12 protein-coding genes and 1 pseudogene are annotated in these 15,502 nt (G+C 62.6%); 9 read left to right on the top strand and 4 right to left on the bottom strand.

Translation table 11 applies throughout. The features are described from left to right. Positions 1 to 98 precede the first annotated feature (98 nt). Together V1294_RS07245 and V1294_RS07240 are read left to right on the top strand one after the other, a co-directional pair. On the top strand, positions 99 to 1,418 hold the full coding sequence (locus V1294_RS07245) for a glycerate kinase type-2 family protein (protein WP_334496063.1): 1,320 nt from the start codon (positions 99 to 101) through the stop codon (positions 1,416 to 1,418). Positions 1,419 to 1,568: 150 nt separating this feature from the next. Further along, positions 1,569 to 3,716, top strand: a complete 2,148-nt coding sequence (locus V1294_RS07240) for a sensor domain-containing protein (RefSeq protein WP_334496062.1) — start codon at positions 1,569 to 1,571, stop codon at positions 3,714 to 3,716. Positions 3,717 to 3,855: 139 nt separating this feature from the next. On the opposite strand, the gene V1294_RS07235 is transcribed toward V1294_RS07240, so the two are convergent. Further along, a complete protein-coding gene (locus V1294_RS07235) occupies positions 3,856 to 4,386 on the bottom strand; it encodes a MarR family winged helix-turn-helix transcriptional regulator (RefSeq protein ID WP_334496060.1) in 531 nt (176 codons plus the stop codon). 175 nt (positions 4,387 to 4,561) lie between these two features. Between V1294_RS07235 and V1294_RS07230 the strand changes: the two genes are divergently transcribed. From V1294_RS07230 to V1294_RS07220, 3 genes are read left to right on the top strand one after another with little or no spacing between them, the layout of a single operon-like run. After that, the gene (locus V1294_RS07230; RefSeq protein WP_334496058.1) at positions 4,562 to 5,602 is read left to right on the top strand and encodes a branched-chain amino acid ABC transporter permease; all 1,041 of its coding nucleotides are present in this window, start codon (positions 4,562 to 4,564) and stop codon (positions 5,600 to 5,602) included. Between the two features lie 5 nt (positions 5,603 to 5,607). Next, a complete protein-coding gene (locus V1294_RS07225; protein WP_334496056.1) occupies positions 5,608 to 7,377 on the top strand; it encodes a branched-chain amino acid ABC transporter ATP-binding protein/permease in 1,770 nt (589 codons plus the stop codon). After that, positions 7,374 to 8,105: an ABC transporter ATP-binding protein gene (locus V1294_RS07220; protein WP_334496055.1), complete on the top strand. Its 732-nt coding sequence runs from the start codon at positions 7,374 to 7,376 to the stop codon at positions 8,103 to 8,105. Before V1294_RS07225 ends, V1294_RS07220 begins: the two co-directional genes overlap by 4 nt. Positions 8,106 to 8,255: 150 nt before the next feature. Here the strand turns inward: V1294_RS07220 and V1294_RS07215 are convergent, their stop codons facing one another. The 3 genes from V1294_RS07215 to V1294_RS07205 all read right to left on the bottom strand — a co-directional run bounded on the left by V1294_RS07215 (position 8,256) and on the right by V1294_RS07205 (position 9,872). Further along, the gene (locus V1294_RS07215) at positions 8,256 to 8,459 is read right to left on the bottom strand and encodes a cold-shock protein (RefSeq protein WP_074278830.1); all 204 of its coding nucleotides are present in this window, start codon (positions 8,457 to 8,459) and stop codon (positions 8,256 to 8,258) included. A gap of 747 nt (positions 8,460 to 9,206) precedes the next feature. Further along, positions 9,207 to 9,368: a hypothetical protein gene (locus V1294_RS07210; RefSeq protein ID WP_334496052.1), complete on the bottom strand. Its 162-nt coding sequence runs from the start codon at positions 9,366 to 9,368 to the stop codon at positions 9,207 to 9,209. Positions 9,369 to 9,587: 219 nt separating this feature from the next. Continuing rightward, a complete protein-coding gene (locus V1294_RS07205; RefSeq protein ID WP_334496051.1) occupies positions 9,588 to 9,872 on the bottom strand; it encodes an usg protein in 285 nt (94 codons plus the stop codon). 259 nt (positions 9,873 to 10,131) lie between these two features. Between V1294_RS07205 and V1294_RS07200 the strand changes: the two genes are divergently transcribed. The 4 genes and pseudogenes from V1294_RS07200 (at position 10,132) to V1294_RS07185 (ending at position 15,383) form a co-directional block, all read left to right on the top strand. After that, positions 10,132 to 10,449 (top strand): co-chaperone GroES, encoded by a 318-nt coding sequence (locus tag V1294_RS07200; protein ID WP_334496050.1) that lies wholly within the window; start codon positions 10,132 to 10,134, stop codon positions 10,447 to 10,449. 138 nt (positions 10,450 to 10,587) lie between these two features. Further along, positions 10,588 to 12,240: a chaperonin GroEL gene (gene groL / locus V1294_RS07195; RefSeq protein WP_334476785.1), complete on the top strand. Its 1,653-nt coding sequence runs from the start codon at positions 10,588 to 10,590 to the stop codon at positions 12,238 to 12,240. Between the two features lie 102 nt (positions 12,241 to 12,342). Next, positions 12,343 to 12,522: pseudogene (locus V1294_RS07190) on the top strand (prolyl aminopeptidase); the annotation flags it as partial. 278 nt (positions 12,523 to 12,800) lie between these two features. Further along, on the top strand, positions 12,801 to 15,383 hold the full coding sequence (locus V1294_RS07185; RefSeq protein WP_334496048.1) for an EAL domain-containing protein: 2,583 nt from the start codon (positions 12,801 to 12,803) through the stop codon (positions 15,381 to 15,383). Positions 15,384 to 15,502 lie beyond the last annotated feature (119 nt).

Genomic DNA, 15,502 nt, shown 5'->3' with positions numbered 1-15,502 from the left:
TAGCCAGTAATGCCCCCGCAGGCACCCTGCGGGGGTTTTCTTTTGCGGCGATTGGATGGATAACCTGACTTCCCGTCCCTCTTCGTCCCCGAGCAGACATGACCGACCGGCGTCCCCTCTTGCGTGCGATCTTTGACGCGGCCGTTGCGGCCGCGCATCCCGATGTCGTGCTCGCGGCCCATCTGCGCCCGGCGCCGAAGGGTAAAGTGATCTGCCTCGCCGCCGGCAAGGGCGCGGCCGCGATGGCCGCTGCGGCCGAGCGGCACTATCTCGACACGCTGAGGCTCGATCCATCGCGACTGACCGGCATTGCCACCACGCGCCACGGCCACGGCGTGCCGACGCGCCGCATCAGGGTCGTCGAGGCCGGCCATCCCGTGCCCGACGAAGCCGGGTTGAAAGCCGCCGACGAAACGCTGCGCCTCGCTGCGGAAGCAACCGCCGACGACCTGCTGCTGGTGCTGTTGTCCGGCGGTGGTTCCGCGAACTGGATCGCGCCGGCCGACGGCGTCTCGTTTGCACAGAAGCAGCAGGTGAACCGCGCACTGTTGCGTTCGGGCGCGCCGATCGGCGAGATGAATATCGTTCGCAAGCATCTGTCGCGGATCAAGGGCGGCCGGCTGGCCCGCGCCGGACAGCGCGCCGCCGAAATCGTTACGCTGGCGATCTCGGATGTGCCGCATGACGATCCGTCCGCGATTGCATCGGGACCGACGGTGCCGGATCCGAGCACGCTGGCGGACGCCCGCGCGCTGGTGGCGAGGTACAATCTCACGGTCGACGATGCCATCAGGCGCGCCCTCGAAGATCCCCGCAACGAAAGCTGCAAGCCCGGCGATGGCGCGTTTGCCCGCGCGCAATTCGAGATGATTGCGAAACCGAAGGCTTCGCTCGACGCGGCCACCAAGGTCGCAAAGGACGCCGGCTATGAGGTCATCGGCCTCGGCGCCGATCTCGAAGGCGAGGCGCGCGATGTTGCGGCCGATCATGCGCGCCTGGCGCTGAAGGCACACAGCGAAGGCAAACGCATCGCGATCCTTTCGGGCGGCGAACTCACGGTGACCGTGCGCGGCAATGGCCGCGGCGGCCCCAACCAGGAATATGCGCTGGCGCTGGCGGATCTTCTGAAGGACACGTCAGGTATTGTGGCGCTGGCGGCGGACACCGACGGTGCCGATGGCGGCGCCGGCAGCGCAACCGATCCGGCCGGCGCCGTGATCGATCAAACCACGTTTGCCAAGATGAAGTCGCTCGGGCTCTACCCCGCGGCCTATCTCGCCAACAACGATGCCACCGCGTTCTTTTCCGCCACCGGCGATCTGCTGCTGACCGGCCCGACGCTCACCAACGTCAATGACGTCAGGGTGATTTTGGTGGACCCCGCCCAGGTTTTCCGAACCGTTGCCGGCATCCTGTAGGTGTTAGAACGGCGTTAACGCTCTGTTGAGCAAGTTGCGAGGAACCGGCGCGCATTGGCCGGTCTCGAAGCTGCAATTCACCAGCCTGGGCTTCTAATGGCCGTTCTCCTGGAGGAGGAGCGCCGCCGATAGCGGCTGGGGAAACGCTATATGACGGATCACGGCCAGATAACCGCCCCGCGGTCAGCGCCCCTGAGTGCGCGGCTCGAAGAGGCGATCAACCATTTATCGCTCGGCATCGCCATTTTTGACGAGAAACGCGAGGTCGTTTTCTGCAACGAGCGTTACAGGGAAATGTACGGCCTCTCGCCCGAACAGGTGAAGCCGGGGACGCCGACCCATGAACTGATCCGGCACCGGCTGAATCTCGGCCTGAAGGTGCAGGTCGCAGTCGATGACTACATCCGTGAGCGCGTCGGCCGCGACATCGCACTCGACACCACGATCCAGGAATTCACTGACGGCCGGATCATCGCCTACACCGTCTACCCGATACCCGGCGGCGGCGGAATGGCGACCCACGAGGACATCACCGAGCGCGAAGAGCTCAATGCCCGGCTGAAGAAACAATACGAACTCGGCAAGGCGCAGGAAGAGACGCTGCGCGTCAGGAACTTCCAGTTCGACACCGCCATCAACAACATGTCGCAGGGGCTCTGCTTCTTCGATTCCAACCACCGGCTGATCGTCTGCAACGATCGCTTTGTCGAGATGTATGATATTGCGCCCGAGCGCGTCAGCCCCGGCATGTCGCTGATCGAGATCGTCGACCTGCGCTTCGAAGCCGGCAGCTTTCCCGCCATGACGCGCGATGAATATCTTCAATGGCGCACCAACGTCGCGGTTTCCAACGAGCCGAAAGACAGCATCGTCGAATTGATGAACGGACGCACGTTCAAGATCCGGCACCGCCCGATGCCCGGCGGCGGCTGGGTTGCGACGCATGAAGACATCACCGAGCAGCGCCAGTCTGAGGTCAAGATCGAATACATGGCGCACCACGACGCGCTGACCGATCTGGCCAACCGGGTGCTGTTGAACGACCGGCTCGAATACGTACTGGGCAGGATTCAGCACGGCGAAATGGTGGCCGTCCATCATCTCGACCTCGATCAATTCAAGGCCGTCAACGATACGTTCGGCCATCCCTGCGGCGACAAGCTGCTGAGGATCGTCGCCGAGCGGTTACGCGGGCTCGTTGGCGACGCCGATACCATCGCGCGGACGGGCGGCGATGAATTCGTGATCGTGCAGGCCACGATCGCGGACCCCGCCGCAGCTACTTCGCTGGCGCAGGGCGTCATCGATGCGCTGAGCGAGCCCTATGACATCGACGGCCAACAGGCCGTGATCGGCGTCAGCATCGGCATTTCGGTCGGTCCCGGTGACGGATCGAATCCCGACAAATTGTTGCGCAACGCCGACCTCGCGCTCTACCGCGCCAAGAGCGACGGCCGCGGCACGTTCCGCTTCTTCGAGCCCGCGATGGATTTGCAGATGCAGACCCGCCGCGTCATGGAGCAGGACCTGCGCAAAGCGCTGCCGGCAGGCGAATTCGTGCTGCACTACCAGCCGGTCGTCAACCTGGCGAGCAAGGAAATCAGCGGCTTTGAAGCCTTGATACGCTGGAATCATCCGGCCAAGGGATTGATCTCGCCGGCCACCTTCATTCCGCTGGCCGAAGAGATCGGCTTTATCGTCCCGCTGGGCGAGTGGGTCATCCGGCAGGCCTGCGCCACCGCCGCCCAATGGCCCGACAACCTTCACGTCGCCGTCAATATTTCAGCGATCCAGTTTCGCAGTCCCGGCTTGATGCAGGTGATCATCAGCGCGCTTGCCGCCTCCGGCCTCGCGGCCACGCGGCTGGAAATCGAGATCACCGAGAGCGTGTTGCTCCACAACAAGGAGGCGACGCTCGCGGTGCTGCATCAGTTGCGGGCGCTCGGGATCCGGATCGCAATGGACGATTTCGGCACCGGATATTCGTCGCTGACGTATTTGCAGAGCTTTCCGTTCGACAAGATCAAGATCGACCGTTCCTTCGTCAAGAACATCACCGAGGATTCGAGCTCGCTCACCATCGTGCGTGCGGTTGCCGCGCTCGCCAATGGCATGGGCATGACGGCGACCGCCGAGGGCGTGGAAACCGCCGAACAACTCCACAGCATCGCTTCCGAAGGATGCACGGAGATGCAGGGTTTTCTGTTCAGCAAGCCGCTACCCGCCGCCGAGATCGAGCGGCAGTTTCTATCGGAGCGCGGGGCACGCGGGGTTCAAGGCCGTATCGCGGTGGCGTGATCCGCACGCTGTCATTCCGGGATGGTCCGAAGGACCAGACCTCAGATGCGCAATTGCGCATCGGGGAATCTCGAGATTCTCAGGTGCGCAATTGCGCACCATAGTTCGCATCTTCGATGCGTCCCGGAATGACGGATACTCAAAGCTCCGCCGCGATCTTCGACAGCATTTCGAGCAGGGCTACGCGGTTGGCGGGGCCCAGCAATTCGTTGAGTCGCGCCTCGTGCTTGCTGGCAACCAGCTTCTTGGCGCGCGCCAGCACCGCCCTTCCCTTGTCGGTCAGAACCAGGATGTGCGAGCGCCGGTCGTTGGTCGAGCGCATCCGGGCGCACAGGCCGCGGCTCTCCAGCGCATCCAGCATCGATACGAAATTCGGCCTGAGGATGCCGAGCGTGTTGGCGATTTCGGTCTGGTTACGTCCGGGGTTGCGGTCGAGCAGCAGCAGCACCGAGAATTGCGCCGGTGTCAGTTGCAGCGGCGCGACGCAGCGCAGAAAATCCTCGAACACCTTGAGCTGCGCGCGCTTGAGCGAATAGCCGAGCAGTTCGGCCAATTCGCCCAGTTGCAGCCCGGCATGCTCGGCGGCGCCATCCGCAGCGCCGCCCGCAATTTCCTTGCCGTTGTTGCGCGACGGCTTGACGGCATCGGTCGCTGCCTTGGAAACTGTCATGGCGTGAGGCTCGCACCCGAAAAAGGGCTTGGCCGGCGGCCGGGCCCTTGATGTTATATTTGATAATTGTTATTGAATATATCAAATATCGGCGCCTTTCAACTGCCGAGATATCGGACGGCCGGCGGACCGCGTGAGGTCAGGACCGGCGACGCTTTTAGGGGGAGCGCCAGTCTTGAATACGACGATCATGCTGTTCCTGCTGCAGGACGGCATCACCAATGGCGCGATCTATGCGCTGCTCGGGCTGGCGCTGGTGCTGGTGTTTGCCGTCACCCGCGTCATCCTGATCCCGCAGGGCGAATTCGTCACGTTCGGCGCGCTCAGCTACGCCGTGCTGGCGACCGGCAAGGTGCCGGGCACCGCCTGGCTCGCCATGGCGATGGGCGTGGTCGCCTTCGCGCTCGATCTGTTCGGCGCACGGCGATCGCTGCGGCTCACGCGGGTCGCGCGCTCCTTTGCCCTCAACATCGTCCTGCCGGCGGCGATCCTGGCCCTCGCTTACGCGCTTGCCGGGCCCAAGACGCCGATCGCGGTCAACATCGCGCTGTCGCTTTTGATCGTCGCGGCGATCGGACTGTTCCTCTACCGCATCGCGTTCCAGCCGATCGCCCACACCTCGGTGCTGGTGCTGCTGATCGCCTCCGTCGGCTGCCATCTCGCCTTGCAGGGCCTGGGCCTGGTGTTCTTCGGCGCCGAAGGTCTGCGCGGACCGGCGCTGTCCAACACCGCATTGACGATCGGCCCGCTGCGCTTCACCGGCCAGAGCCTTGCGGTCTATGGGCTGACGATTGCCTTCATCGTCGCTCTCTGGCTGTTCTTCGGCTTCACGCGGATGGGCAAGGCGCTGCGCGCCACCGCCGTCAACCGGCTCGGCGCCCGCCTCGTCGGCATCCGCACCACGCTGTCGGGACAGATCGCTTTCCTGCTGGCGTCCCTGATCGGCGCCATTTCCGGCATCCTGATCGTGCCGATCACCACGCTCTATTACGACACTGGATTCCTGATCGGCCTGAAAGGTTTCATTGCCGCGATCATCGGCGGGCTGGTGAGCTATCCGCTGACGGCAGTGGCGGCCCTGATCGTCGGCAGCGTCGAGGCGTTCTCCTCGTTCTACGCCAGTAATTTCAAGGAGGTCATCGTCTTTACGCTGATCCTTCCCGTGCTGGTGCTGCGTTCGCTCGCAGCGCCCGCGGTCGAGGAAGAGAAGGACTGACGGCGATGAATCAGCGGCTTCCCCTCATCATCTTCGCAGCTGTCATGGCGGCGATCCCGTTCATCCCCGGCGTGCCGCCGTTCTGGATCGTGCTGCTCAACAATATCGGCCTCGCCGCGCTGGTGGCCATGGGCCTCGTGCTGCTCACCGGCGTCGGCGGCCTCACCTCGTTCGGCCAGGCAGCGTTCTGCGGCTTCGGCGCTTACACCACGGCGGTATTGACCACCGCCTATGGCTTCTCGCCGTGGCTGACGCTGCCGCTCTCGCTGCTGGTCAGCGGCATCGCCGCCGTCGTGCTCGGCATCGTCACGGTGCGGCTGTCGGGCCACTATCTGCCGCTCGGCACCATCGCCTGGGGCATCGGGCTGTTTTATTTGTTCAGCAAGCTTGAATTTCTCGGCCGCAATGACGGCATCTCAGGCATTCCGCCGCTCTCGATCGGCAGCTTCCGGATGCTCGATCCCGGCACGATCTATTTCGCGATCTGGATCGGGGTACTGATCTCGGCATTGCTGACCATGAACCTCTTGGACTCCCGCACCGGCCGCGCGATCCGCGCGCTGCGGCGCGGGCATATCGCCGGCGAAGCGTTCGGCGTGCAGACGCCGCGCGCCAAGCTTCTGGTGTTCATCTATGCGGCGGTGCTGGCGGGCCTGTCCGGCTGGCTCTATGCGCATTTCCAGCGCGCCGCCAATCCGACGCCGTTCGGCGCGCAGGCCGGCATCGAATATCTGTTCATCGCTGTGGTCGGCGGTGCCGGCTATGTCTGGGGCGCGGTGCTGGGCGCCGGCATCGTCGTGATCCTGAAAGAAATCCTGCAGAGCTATCTGCCGCTGGTGTTCGGCGGCCAGAGCCAGCTCGAGACTATCGTGTTCGGAATCCTGCTGGTCGTCCTGCTGCAACTGGCGCCGACCGGCGTCTGGCCGTGGCTGATGGCGCGGCTGCCGTTCAAGCCGGGCCGCAAGATACCCGATACGTCGCTTCCCCTCGCCAAGCGCGAGCGCGCGCCGGCCTCTGCTGCCGCGCTGCTCCAGATCGAGAAAGCGCGCAAGCAGTTCGGCGGCGTGATTGCCGTCAACGACGTTTCCTTCGACGTCCAGGCCCGCGAGATCGTAGCCCTGATCGGTCCCAACGGCGCCGGCAAGAGCACGACCTTCAACCTGATCACGGGCGTGCTGACCACGACCGGCGGCACTATCTCGGTGCTCGGCCGCAAGGTCGACAACGCCCCGCCGCAGGAGGTGGTAAAACTCGGCGTCGCGCGCACCTTCCAGCACGTCAAGCTGGTGCCGGACATGACCGTGCTGGAGAACGTCGCGATCGGCGCGCATCTGCGCGGGCACGCCGGCGCAATTTCCAGCATGCTCCGGCTGGACCGGGCCGATGAAGCAAAGCTGCTGGCGGAAGCCGCGCGCCAGATCGAGCGCGTCGGCCTCGGCGACCAGATCGACCAGTTGGCGGGAAGCCTGTCGCTCGGCCAGCAGCGCATCGTCGAGATCGCGCGTGCGCTGTGCGTCGATCCGTTGCTGCTCTTGCTCGACGAGCCTGCCGCGGGATTGCGCCACATGGAGAAGCAACGGCTCGCCGCGCTGCTCCGTCAGTTGCGCGACGGCGGCATGTCGGTGCTGCTGGTCGAGCACGACATGGGTTTTGTGATGGACCTCGCCGACCGCATCGTGGTGCTCGATTTCGGCACCAAGATCGCCGAGGGCACGCCGGCCGCGATCAAGACCAATCCCGACGTGATCAAGGCCTATCTCGGAGCTACCGCATGAGCGCGCTGTTATCGGTCTCCGACGCCCATGTTTCCTACGGCAAGGTCGAAGCCGTGCGTTCGGTTTCGCTCGACGTCGCCGACAACGAGATCGTCACCATCATCGGCGCCAACGGCGCCGGCAAGACCACGCTCTTGAACGCCATCATGGGCGTGCTGCCGCTCAAGGGCGCCACCGCCTTTGCAGGCGCCGACATGGCCGCGCTCGACATCGAGGATCGCGTCGCGGCGGGCCTGTGTCTCGTGCCCGAGCATCGCGAATTGTTCGGCACCATGAATGTAGAGGACAATCTGGAGCTCGGCGCCTTCCGGATTCCGAAGGCTACCGCAGCAAAATCGTTCGAGCGCGTCTATACGCTGTTTCCGCGACTGAAGGAGCGGCGCAAGCAGCTGGCCGGCACGCTCTCCGGCGGCGAGCAGCAGATGCTGGCGATGGGCCGCGCGTTGATGGGCACGCCAAAACTGTTGATGCTGGACGAACCGAGCCTCGGGCTGGCGCCGATTATCGTCGCCGACATCTTCCGCACCATCGGCGAACTGCGCGCCGCTGGCGTCTCGGTGCTGCTGGTCGAACAGAACGCGCAAGCCGCGCTGAAAATCGCCGACCGCGCCTATGTCATGGAGCTCGGCGAATTCATCCTGTCCGGATCGGCAAGGGATATCGCGTCCAACCAGCGCGTCGCGGCAAGCTATCTCGGCTTCCAGCACGACGGCGCGAGCGGGATATAGGGCGCGACCCCATAAGTTCAGGGTGGTCGGTGGACGTCCGCTTTGGTGCGCATTTCCGGACTCAAGTTGGAAATCGCGTGATGTCCGAACCCGGCGCAGCGAACCGCGCGCCCCCTTCGACGGGAGCCGGCGGGCCATGCCCTTCCGAAGTCACCCGACTCTCAAATTCTCCGCCGAAGTCTTCCCCTTGTTGGGCACTTCCTCATAGCTGACCTTTGCACCCTCATTGAGTGTGCTGAGCCCAGCTTTCTCGACCGCGGAGATGTGCACGAAAACATCCTTGCTGCCGTTATCGGGCTGAATGAATCCATAGCCCTTTGTCGCGTTGAACCACTTCACCGTTCCAGTTGCCACCTTGATCGTCTCCCATATCCGATAGGACCTAAGACAACCTCATGCCGATGTGGAAGGCAACCAAAACCCGCGGGGGGTGAGCCGGCGGGCCCGGACTATGGGGTGGTGCGTGCTTATCTTCCTTCCAAATATCCGCGAATTAACTCGCTTTTGAGTTCCCTGGAGGCGTATACTCAGACAATCATCGCTCCGCCTCCTGGGCATTACCGGTGACAGAGAGTGTTGCGCTCCCGCCTATTCGAGGGAAGCATCATGCCCCAGTCTCAACGCCTGTCGTCCGTCATTCCATTCGTTGCAATTGAGCGCCCCGCTTGTCCGAAGTGCAAGGCCCCGATGATGCTCGTCAGTATCGAGCCAGCACGCCCGGGCGTCGACTTGCATACCTTTGAATGCGCTATCTGCAACCACGCACATGCGACCCTTGCCGCGTATGAAGACCCTATGAAGTCCAAGTCCCTTGGACGCTGGCTTCAAGGCGATTTGCACCCGCCCAGGTAAGGCGGGTCGAAGTGAACCGGCGGATTTTGTAATACTTGAAGGGCTAGCGCCCGCAATGCGCCCCCTGATTGATATCGCAATGTCCGCGATCGCGGCGCCAACAATGTCCTGTATGTTCGGCAATTGCCGCGAAGGGAATTGCCGAAGTCCGGAAAGACGGCAAACCAAACTTGCCACTAGCGATGGATTCGCCGTAGCCGCTGCTAATTGCTTTGACAGGTTAAGCCACTCATGCCGGCATCAAGCGCCTTAGTTCTTTCTGGGCGGCGGTTCGCTCGCTACTTCCTCTGCCAGTAGCTTTAAAAGCTTCTTCTGCCGCGCGTCAGCTTTCGCTGCCGCCGCTTCCGATGCAGCCACGAGACTGCGATAGAGCTTAAGGTTTTGCCGGCGAATGAAAAATTGATGTTCCATAGCTACCTCCTCTGAGGGCATGGACCGAAGCGCATCGTGCGCTTAAGAATGGAGGATGGGAAGTGTGGACGTGGCGGACCACTTGTTAATTATCGCGACCTTTGCCTTCAGTTACCCCCCTCGCGCTAAGCAGCACATCCAACATATGCATATGCGCTTTTACTTTTGTCGCACCCGGAGTGCGATTCAAATGCCTTTGCGATTTTCGTAGCGCCGGCGTTAATGCAGCCGGAGGACTCCGTCCACGGCGCGTAGTTCGGCAGGCTTGATCAGTTTGGAGTGCGCGACGGTAACCGCGAACAGCGGACCTTCGAGCCTTGTTTCCCAGAACGCGAGGAAATCCTTCAACGCCGGGAAATCCGGAAACATATCGTAGTCCTGCCAGACGTAAGTTTGCAGCAACCAGCGCCGATCCGGACGGCGATAAACGATTTCCGCTGTTGTCAGTCCGTAGCCTAAGACCTGCTTCCTGAAATCCCTGGAAACCGTATCTTTCTCGACCATGCCAACCTCCAGCCCAACTGAAGAGTAATGCGTGCTTTCTCAATTCGCCAAAAACGAAAACGTTCAATAGGTCATAGCAATCAACGCGCTACCAGCATGTTACTTCACCTGCCAGCAGTCGCCCCTCCTCAAGTCGCGGTCAAACATCGTGGGCCGAAGCCCTTGCGCCACAGTGTCACAGGCTTATGTCAGGGGCGGCTAGCACTCGCTCATTGCGACTGCCAATCCAGAAATAATCACAAAAGCCATAGAGGATCGCATGAAGTTCCGTCCGCTCCACGACCGCGTCGTGGTCAAACGCATCGATGCCGAAGATAAGACCGCTGGCGGCATCCTCATTCCGGACAGTGCCAAGGAAAAGCCCTCGCAGGGCGAGATCATCGCCGTTGGTTCGGGCGGCCGTGACGAAGCCGGCAAGCTGATCCCGATCGACCTAAAGGCCGGCGACCGCGTGTTGTTCGGCAAGTGGTCGGGCACCGAGGTCAAGCTCGATGGTCAGGAACTTCTGATCATGAAGGAAAGCGACATCATGGGCGTCCTCACCGACGTTCCCACCGCCAGGAAGAAGGCCGCTTAAGCGCTTTAGTCCGTTCCCTCATCCTGAGGAGCCGGCGCAGCCGGCGTCTCGAAGGAAGAGGCCCTGCAATCCAAATCTCATCCCTCAGGAATCCGCCCAATCGCGTGGACCTTGGGATCTGGAAATACGGAGGTCATCATGTCAGCCAAGGAAGTCAAATTCGGCGTAGATGCCCGCGACCGCATGCTGCGCGGTGTCGACATTCTCCACAATGCCGTCAAGGTGACGCTCGGTCCGAAGGGCCGCAACGTTGTACTCGATAAGTCATTCGGCGCTCCCCGCATGACCAAGGACGGCGTCACCGTCGCCAAGGAAATCGAGCTTGAGGACAAGTTCGAGAACATGGGCGCGCAGATGGTGCGCGAAGTCGCCTCCAAGTCGGCCGACGCGGCCGGCGACGGCACCACCACCGCGACCGTTCTGGCGGCTGCGATCGTCCGTGAAGGCGCCAAGTCGGTTGCCGCCGGCATGAACCCGATGGATCTGAAGCGCGGTATCGACATGGCGGTGGAAGCCGTGGTCGCCGACCTCGAGAAGAACTCCAAGAAGGTCACCTCGAACGAGGAAATCGCCCAGGTCGGTACCATCTCCGCCAACGGCGACGCCGAAATCGGCAAGTTCCTGGCGGACGCCATGAAGAAGGTCGGCAACGAGGGCGTCATCACGGTCGAGGAAGCCAAGTCGCTCCAGACCGAGCTTGAAGTCGTCGAAGGCATGCAGTTCGACCGCGGCTACATCTCGCCCTACTTCATCACCAACGCCGACAAGATGCGCGTTGAGATGGAAGACGCCTATGTCCTGATCAACGAGAAGAAGCTCTCCTCGCTGAACGAGCTGCTGCCGCTGCTCGAAGCCGTGGTGCAGAGCGGCAAGCCGCTTCTGATTATCGCCGAAGACGTTGAAGGCGAAGCGCTCGCCACCCTTGTCGTCAACCGCCTGCGCGGCGGCCTCAAGGTTGCTGCCGTCAAGGCTCCGGGCTTCGGCGATCGCCGCAAGGCCATGCTGCAGGACATCGCCGTTCTGACCGCTGGTCAGGCGATCTCGGAAGATCTCGGCATCAAGCTCGAGAACGTCACCCTGCAGATGCTCGGTCGCGCCAAGAAGGTGATGATCGACAAGGAGAACACCACCATCGTCAGCGGGGCCGGCAAGAAGGCCGATATCGAAGCCCGCGTGGCCCAGATCAAGGCGCAGATCGAGGAAACCACCTCGGACTACGACCGTGAGAAGCTGCAGGAGCGTCTGGCCAAGCTCGCGGGCGGCGTCGCGGTGATCCGCGTCGGTGGCGCGACCGAGGTCGAGGTAAGGGAGCGTAAGGATCGCGTGGATGACGCGATGCATGCGACCCGTGCGGCGGTTGAAGAAGGCATCGTGCCGGGCGGGGGCGTCGCCTTGCTCCGAGCCTCCCTGCATCTCAAGGGCCTGCGCACCAAGAACGACGACCAGAAGACCGGCGTCGAGATCGTGCGCAAGGCGCTGTCTTGGCCGGCCCGCCAGATCGCGATCAACGCGGGCGAAGACGGTTCCGTCATCCTCGGCAAGATCCTCGAAAAGGACCAGTATGCCTACGGCTTCGACTCGCAGACCGGCGAATATGTCAACCTGATCTCGAAGGGCATCATCGACCCGACCAAGGTCGTTCGCGTGGCGATCCAGAATGCAGCCTCGGTTGCCGCGCTCCTGGTCACCACGGAAGCCATGGTGGCCGAAGTGCCGAAGAAAAACCAGGGCGGCGCCGGTATGCCTGCGGGTGGCGGCGGCATGGGTGGTATGGGCGGCATGGACTTCTAAGTCCAACCATTCAGAGCACAACAATAAGAAAGGCCCGGCAGCGATGCCGGGTCTTTCTGCATCCGCTGGACGTCTATCTCGACGACGATAGCTGCATGGAAAGGCGCGCTTGTGCATGGCCGTTACGACATGCCATGTCCGGCACGCTTTGCGTATCAGTTACACGAGGCCTGGCCTCAAGCCGACTTTCATCTGATCGAGGGCGCCGGCCACGCCTACGATGAACCAGGCATTCTTGATGCGCTGATCAAAGCGACGGATCGTTTTGCGCAGCAAGTCTGACCGGTTACCACCAAACGGATCATGGCCGGATATTTTCGCCCATGGATCATTTTCGACCTGGACGAGGTCCGCGTTAAGTCCCGCCATGTGGGCTCCCGAAGGCGGATTTCGCGCCGGCCCCTATTAACGAAGCCTTAATCATGATGCGAGTTCCAACCTGCTCGTTGTGAGTTGCACAACTTCCTGACCACGCGCGGCCTTCTAACCTTGCGATGCAGCAACCATTTTCCGTCCGACGCCGGGCGTCGACGATGGCTGCCGGGTTACAAGGTCAGACGATGCGCGCCTCCGATTGCCCTACGGTCGACACTCCCGAATTCCTGCTGGCGGCGCTCGAGCAGGCGAGTGAGGCTGTCGTCATCATCGACGGCCACATGCATGTAAGCCATTTCAACGCCGCGGCCGAATTGATCTGGGGCGTGCCGCGCACGGAGATTCTCGGCTGCGATGCACGCTGCCTCGGCTTCAATGACCTGCAAAATGGCGCCGGTTCCGAGATCACGATCCGGCGCAACGACGGCAGCCGGACCCGGGCTCAGCTATCGGTGTCGCGTGTCGAGATCGGTGGCCGAGCTAACTACATGGTCTTCGTTCGTGACATCACCGCCGAGGTCGAACGACGCGAGAGGATCGCGCTGCTCAACCTGGTGGCCGACAAGACCAACCGCGCGGTCGTCGTCACCGACCGCAAGCTGCAGGTCGTCTATACCAACGCCGCGTTCTCCGGAATGTTCGGATACTCACCTGAAGAAGCACAAGGACGGCAGGCGAGCCATTTGCTTGCCGGCCGCTTCACCAATCGCAAGACGCTGCCGAAGCTACGCCGCCGAATCTACGATGAGAGCGGCACTGAAGACGAAATCCTGGCCTACGACAAGAACGGCGATGAAGTCTGGGTCTCGGCCATGGTCAAGCCGTTCCGCAGCGCCCGCGGGCGCGTCAAGTACATCTTCGCCCTGTTGACCGATATCTCCGAGAACAAGCAGTTGCGGTCGCTGCAGCAATTGATCATGAGCGCGTTGGCCGACGAACTCCCGATCACCGAGATTGCCGACCAGCTTTGCCGGCGCGTTGAAGCCATTGCACCTGATGTCGTGGCTTCGGTGCTGCACGTCGATTCCGACGGGCTGGTGCATCCGCTGGGTGGACCGAGCCTGCCTGAAGATTACTCCCGCGCGCTTGAAGGCATCGCCATTGGTCCGGCTGTCGGCTCGTGCGGGTCGGCGGCGTATTTTGGCAAGCCTGTACTGGCCGAAGATATCGACACCGATCCGCGCTGGCAGCCGTACAAGACACGGCCGCTCGAGGTCGGCCTGAAGGCCTGCTGGTCGACGCCGATCAAGGCCAAGGACGGCCGCGTGATCGGCACTTTCGCCTTCTATTTCAGGGAATGTCGCGCGCCGAGCCGCTGGCATCAGCGGATCGTCGACGCCTGCGTTCACCTCGGCGCGCTGGCGATCGAGCGAAAGGAAGCCCGCGCCCAGATCGCCCGGCTCGCCTACCATGACATGCTGACCGGGCTGCCGAACCGTGCGCAGTTGCGTGAGCTGATCAACCAGGCCATCGAAGACTGCGCGCCGCAGAAGCAGCTCGCGCTGGTGTTCCTGGATCTCGATCACTTCAAGGACGTCAACGACACCCTCGGACATTCGGCGGGCGACGCCCTGCTGATCGAATTTACAAAACGGCTGCGCGCCCGTATCCAGCCGTCCGACCTGCTGGGACGCCTGAGCGGCGACGAGTTCGTCATCGCGCTACCGAATTGCGATCCGGCCCGCGCCTCGCTGGTCGCCTCCAACATCACCGAAGCGTTGACGTCGCCGCTATGGATCGACAACAGGCAGGTGCCGATTTCCGCCAGCATGGGCATCAGCATCTATCCCGACAATGCTACCGATATCGATACGCTGATACAGCAGGCCGATGCGGCGATGTACAAGGCCAAGCAGGCGGGCCGCTCCACCCACCGCTTCTTCAGCGCCGACATGAACCGGCTTGCCGAGCAGCGGCTCGTCTTCAGCGCGGCACTCCGCCAGGCCATCGCCAATGACCGGTTGAGGCTCGTCTATCAACCGCAGACCCGAACCGTCGACGGCGCCCTCTACGGCGTCGAAGCGCTGTCCCGCTGGCACGATCCTGATCTTGGCGAAGTCCCGCCTTCGAAATTCATTCCGCTGGCCGAGGAAGTCGGCCTGATCGAGCAGATCGGCCTGTGGTCGATCCGCGAGGCGTGCCGGCAAATGGCCGCGTGGCGCCAAGCCGGACTGGACGTCCCCTGCGTGGCGGTCAACCTGTCGCCGCTCAATTTCCAGAATGCGAAGCTTGCCGCCGTGGTGGCGGAGACCCTCGCAGCCAACGACCTCCCACCCCAGACATTGATGCTCGAGATCACCGAAGGCGTGCTCGTGAACGAGCGTTCGGCCGCGATCGACACCATGAATGCGATCCGCAAGCTCGGCGTCGGCCTGTCGCTGGACGATTTCGGAACCGGTTATTCAAGCCTGAGCCGGCTGGCGCACTTGCCGATCCGCGAATTGAAGATCGACCGCAGTTTTATGCGCAACATCGAGCGTGATGCCAGCGCGCTTGCGATCGCCACCGCCGTTGTCCGTGTCGGCCAGAGCCTGAAAATGGCCGTGGTCGCCGAGGGCGTCGAAACCGAGGGACAACGCAAGCTGCTGGCCGGGCTCGGATGCGACGTCGTGCAGGGATATCTCTACGCGCCTGCGATGTCGCCCGAAGCATTCGAGCGATGGCTGCTCGACCATGTCGCCGAGCAGGCGCTGACGATGCGCAGATGCGTCGACGAGGCCCGTTCGCAGCCGACGCCGTCGCTGCTGGTCGCTTCCACGGGGGGATAGAGAGCTGATTCCACAAAAAGTAGGGTGGGCAAAGGCGCACTTGCGCCGTGCCCACCATCTTTCATGTTCGCCGATCTATGGTGGGCACGCTGCGCTTTGCCCACCCTACAGACCGCGCG

It is taken from the genome of Bradyrhizobium sp. AZCC 1678, assembly GCF_036924765.1.
Taxonomy (GTDB): Bacteria; Pseudomonadota; Alphaproteobacteria; order Rhizobiales; family Xanthobacteraceae; genus Bradyrhizobium; species Bradyrhizobium algeriense.
Note: the sequence above shows the minus strand (reverse complement) of the source record. Positions and strands in the feature narration are given on the sequence as shown.

Bases quoted from the DNA above. Each gene is read 5' to 3' on its own strand.
- V1294_RS07245 (WP_334496063.1), top strand. From the start codon at position 99: ATGACCGACCGGCGTCCCCTCTTGCGTGCGATCTTTGACGCGGCCGTT.
- V1294_RS07240 (WP_334496062.1), top strand. From the start codon at position 1,569: ATGACGGATCACGGCCAGATAACCGCCCCGCGGTCAGCGCCCCTGAGT.
- V1294_RS07235 (WP_334496060.1), bottom strand. From the start codon at position 4,386: ATGACAGTTTCCAAGGCAGCGACCGATGCCGTCAAGCCGTCGCGCAAC.
- V1294_RS07225 (WP_334496056.1), top strand. From the start codon at position 5,608: ATGAATCAGCGGCTTCCCCTCATCATCTTCGCAGCTGTCATGGCGGCG.
- V1294_RS07220 (WP_334496055.1), top strand. From the start codon at position 7,374: ATGAGCGCGCTGTTATCGGTCTCCGACGCCCATGTTTCCTACGGCAAG.
- V1294_RS07210 (WP_334496052.1), bottom strand. From the start codon at position 9,368: ATGGAACATCAATTTTTCATTCGCCGGCAAAACCTTAAGCTCTATCGC.
- V1294_RS07205 (WP_334496051.1), bottom strand. From the start codon at position 9,872: ATGGTCGAGAAAGATACGGTTTCCAGGGATTTCAGGAAGCAGGTCTTA.
- V1294_RS07200 (WP_334496050.1), top strand. From the start codon at position 10,132: ATGAAGTTCCGTCCGCTCCACGACCGCGTCGTGGTCAAACGCATCGAT.
- groL (WP_334476785.1), top strand. From the start codon at position 10,588: ATGTCAGCCAAGGAAGTCAAATTCGGCGTAGATGCCCGCGACCGCATG.
- V1294_RS07185 (WP_334496048.1), top strand. From the start codon at position 12,801: ATGCGCGCCTCCGATTGCCCTACGGTCGACACTCCCGAATTCCTGCTG.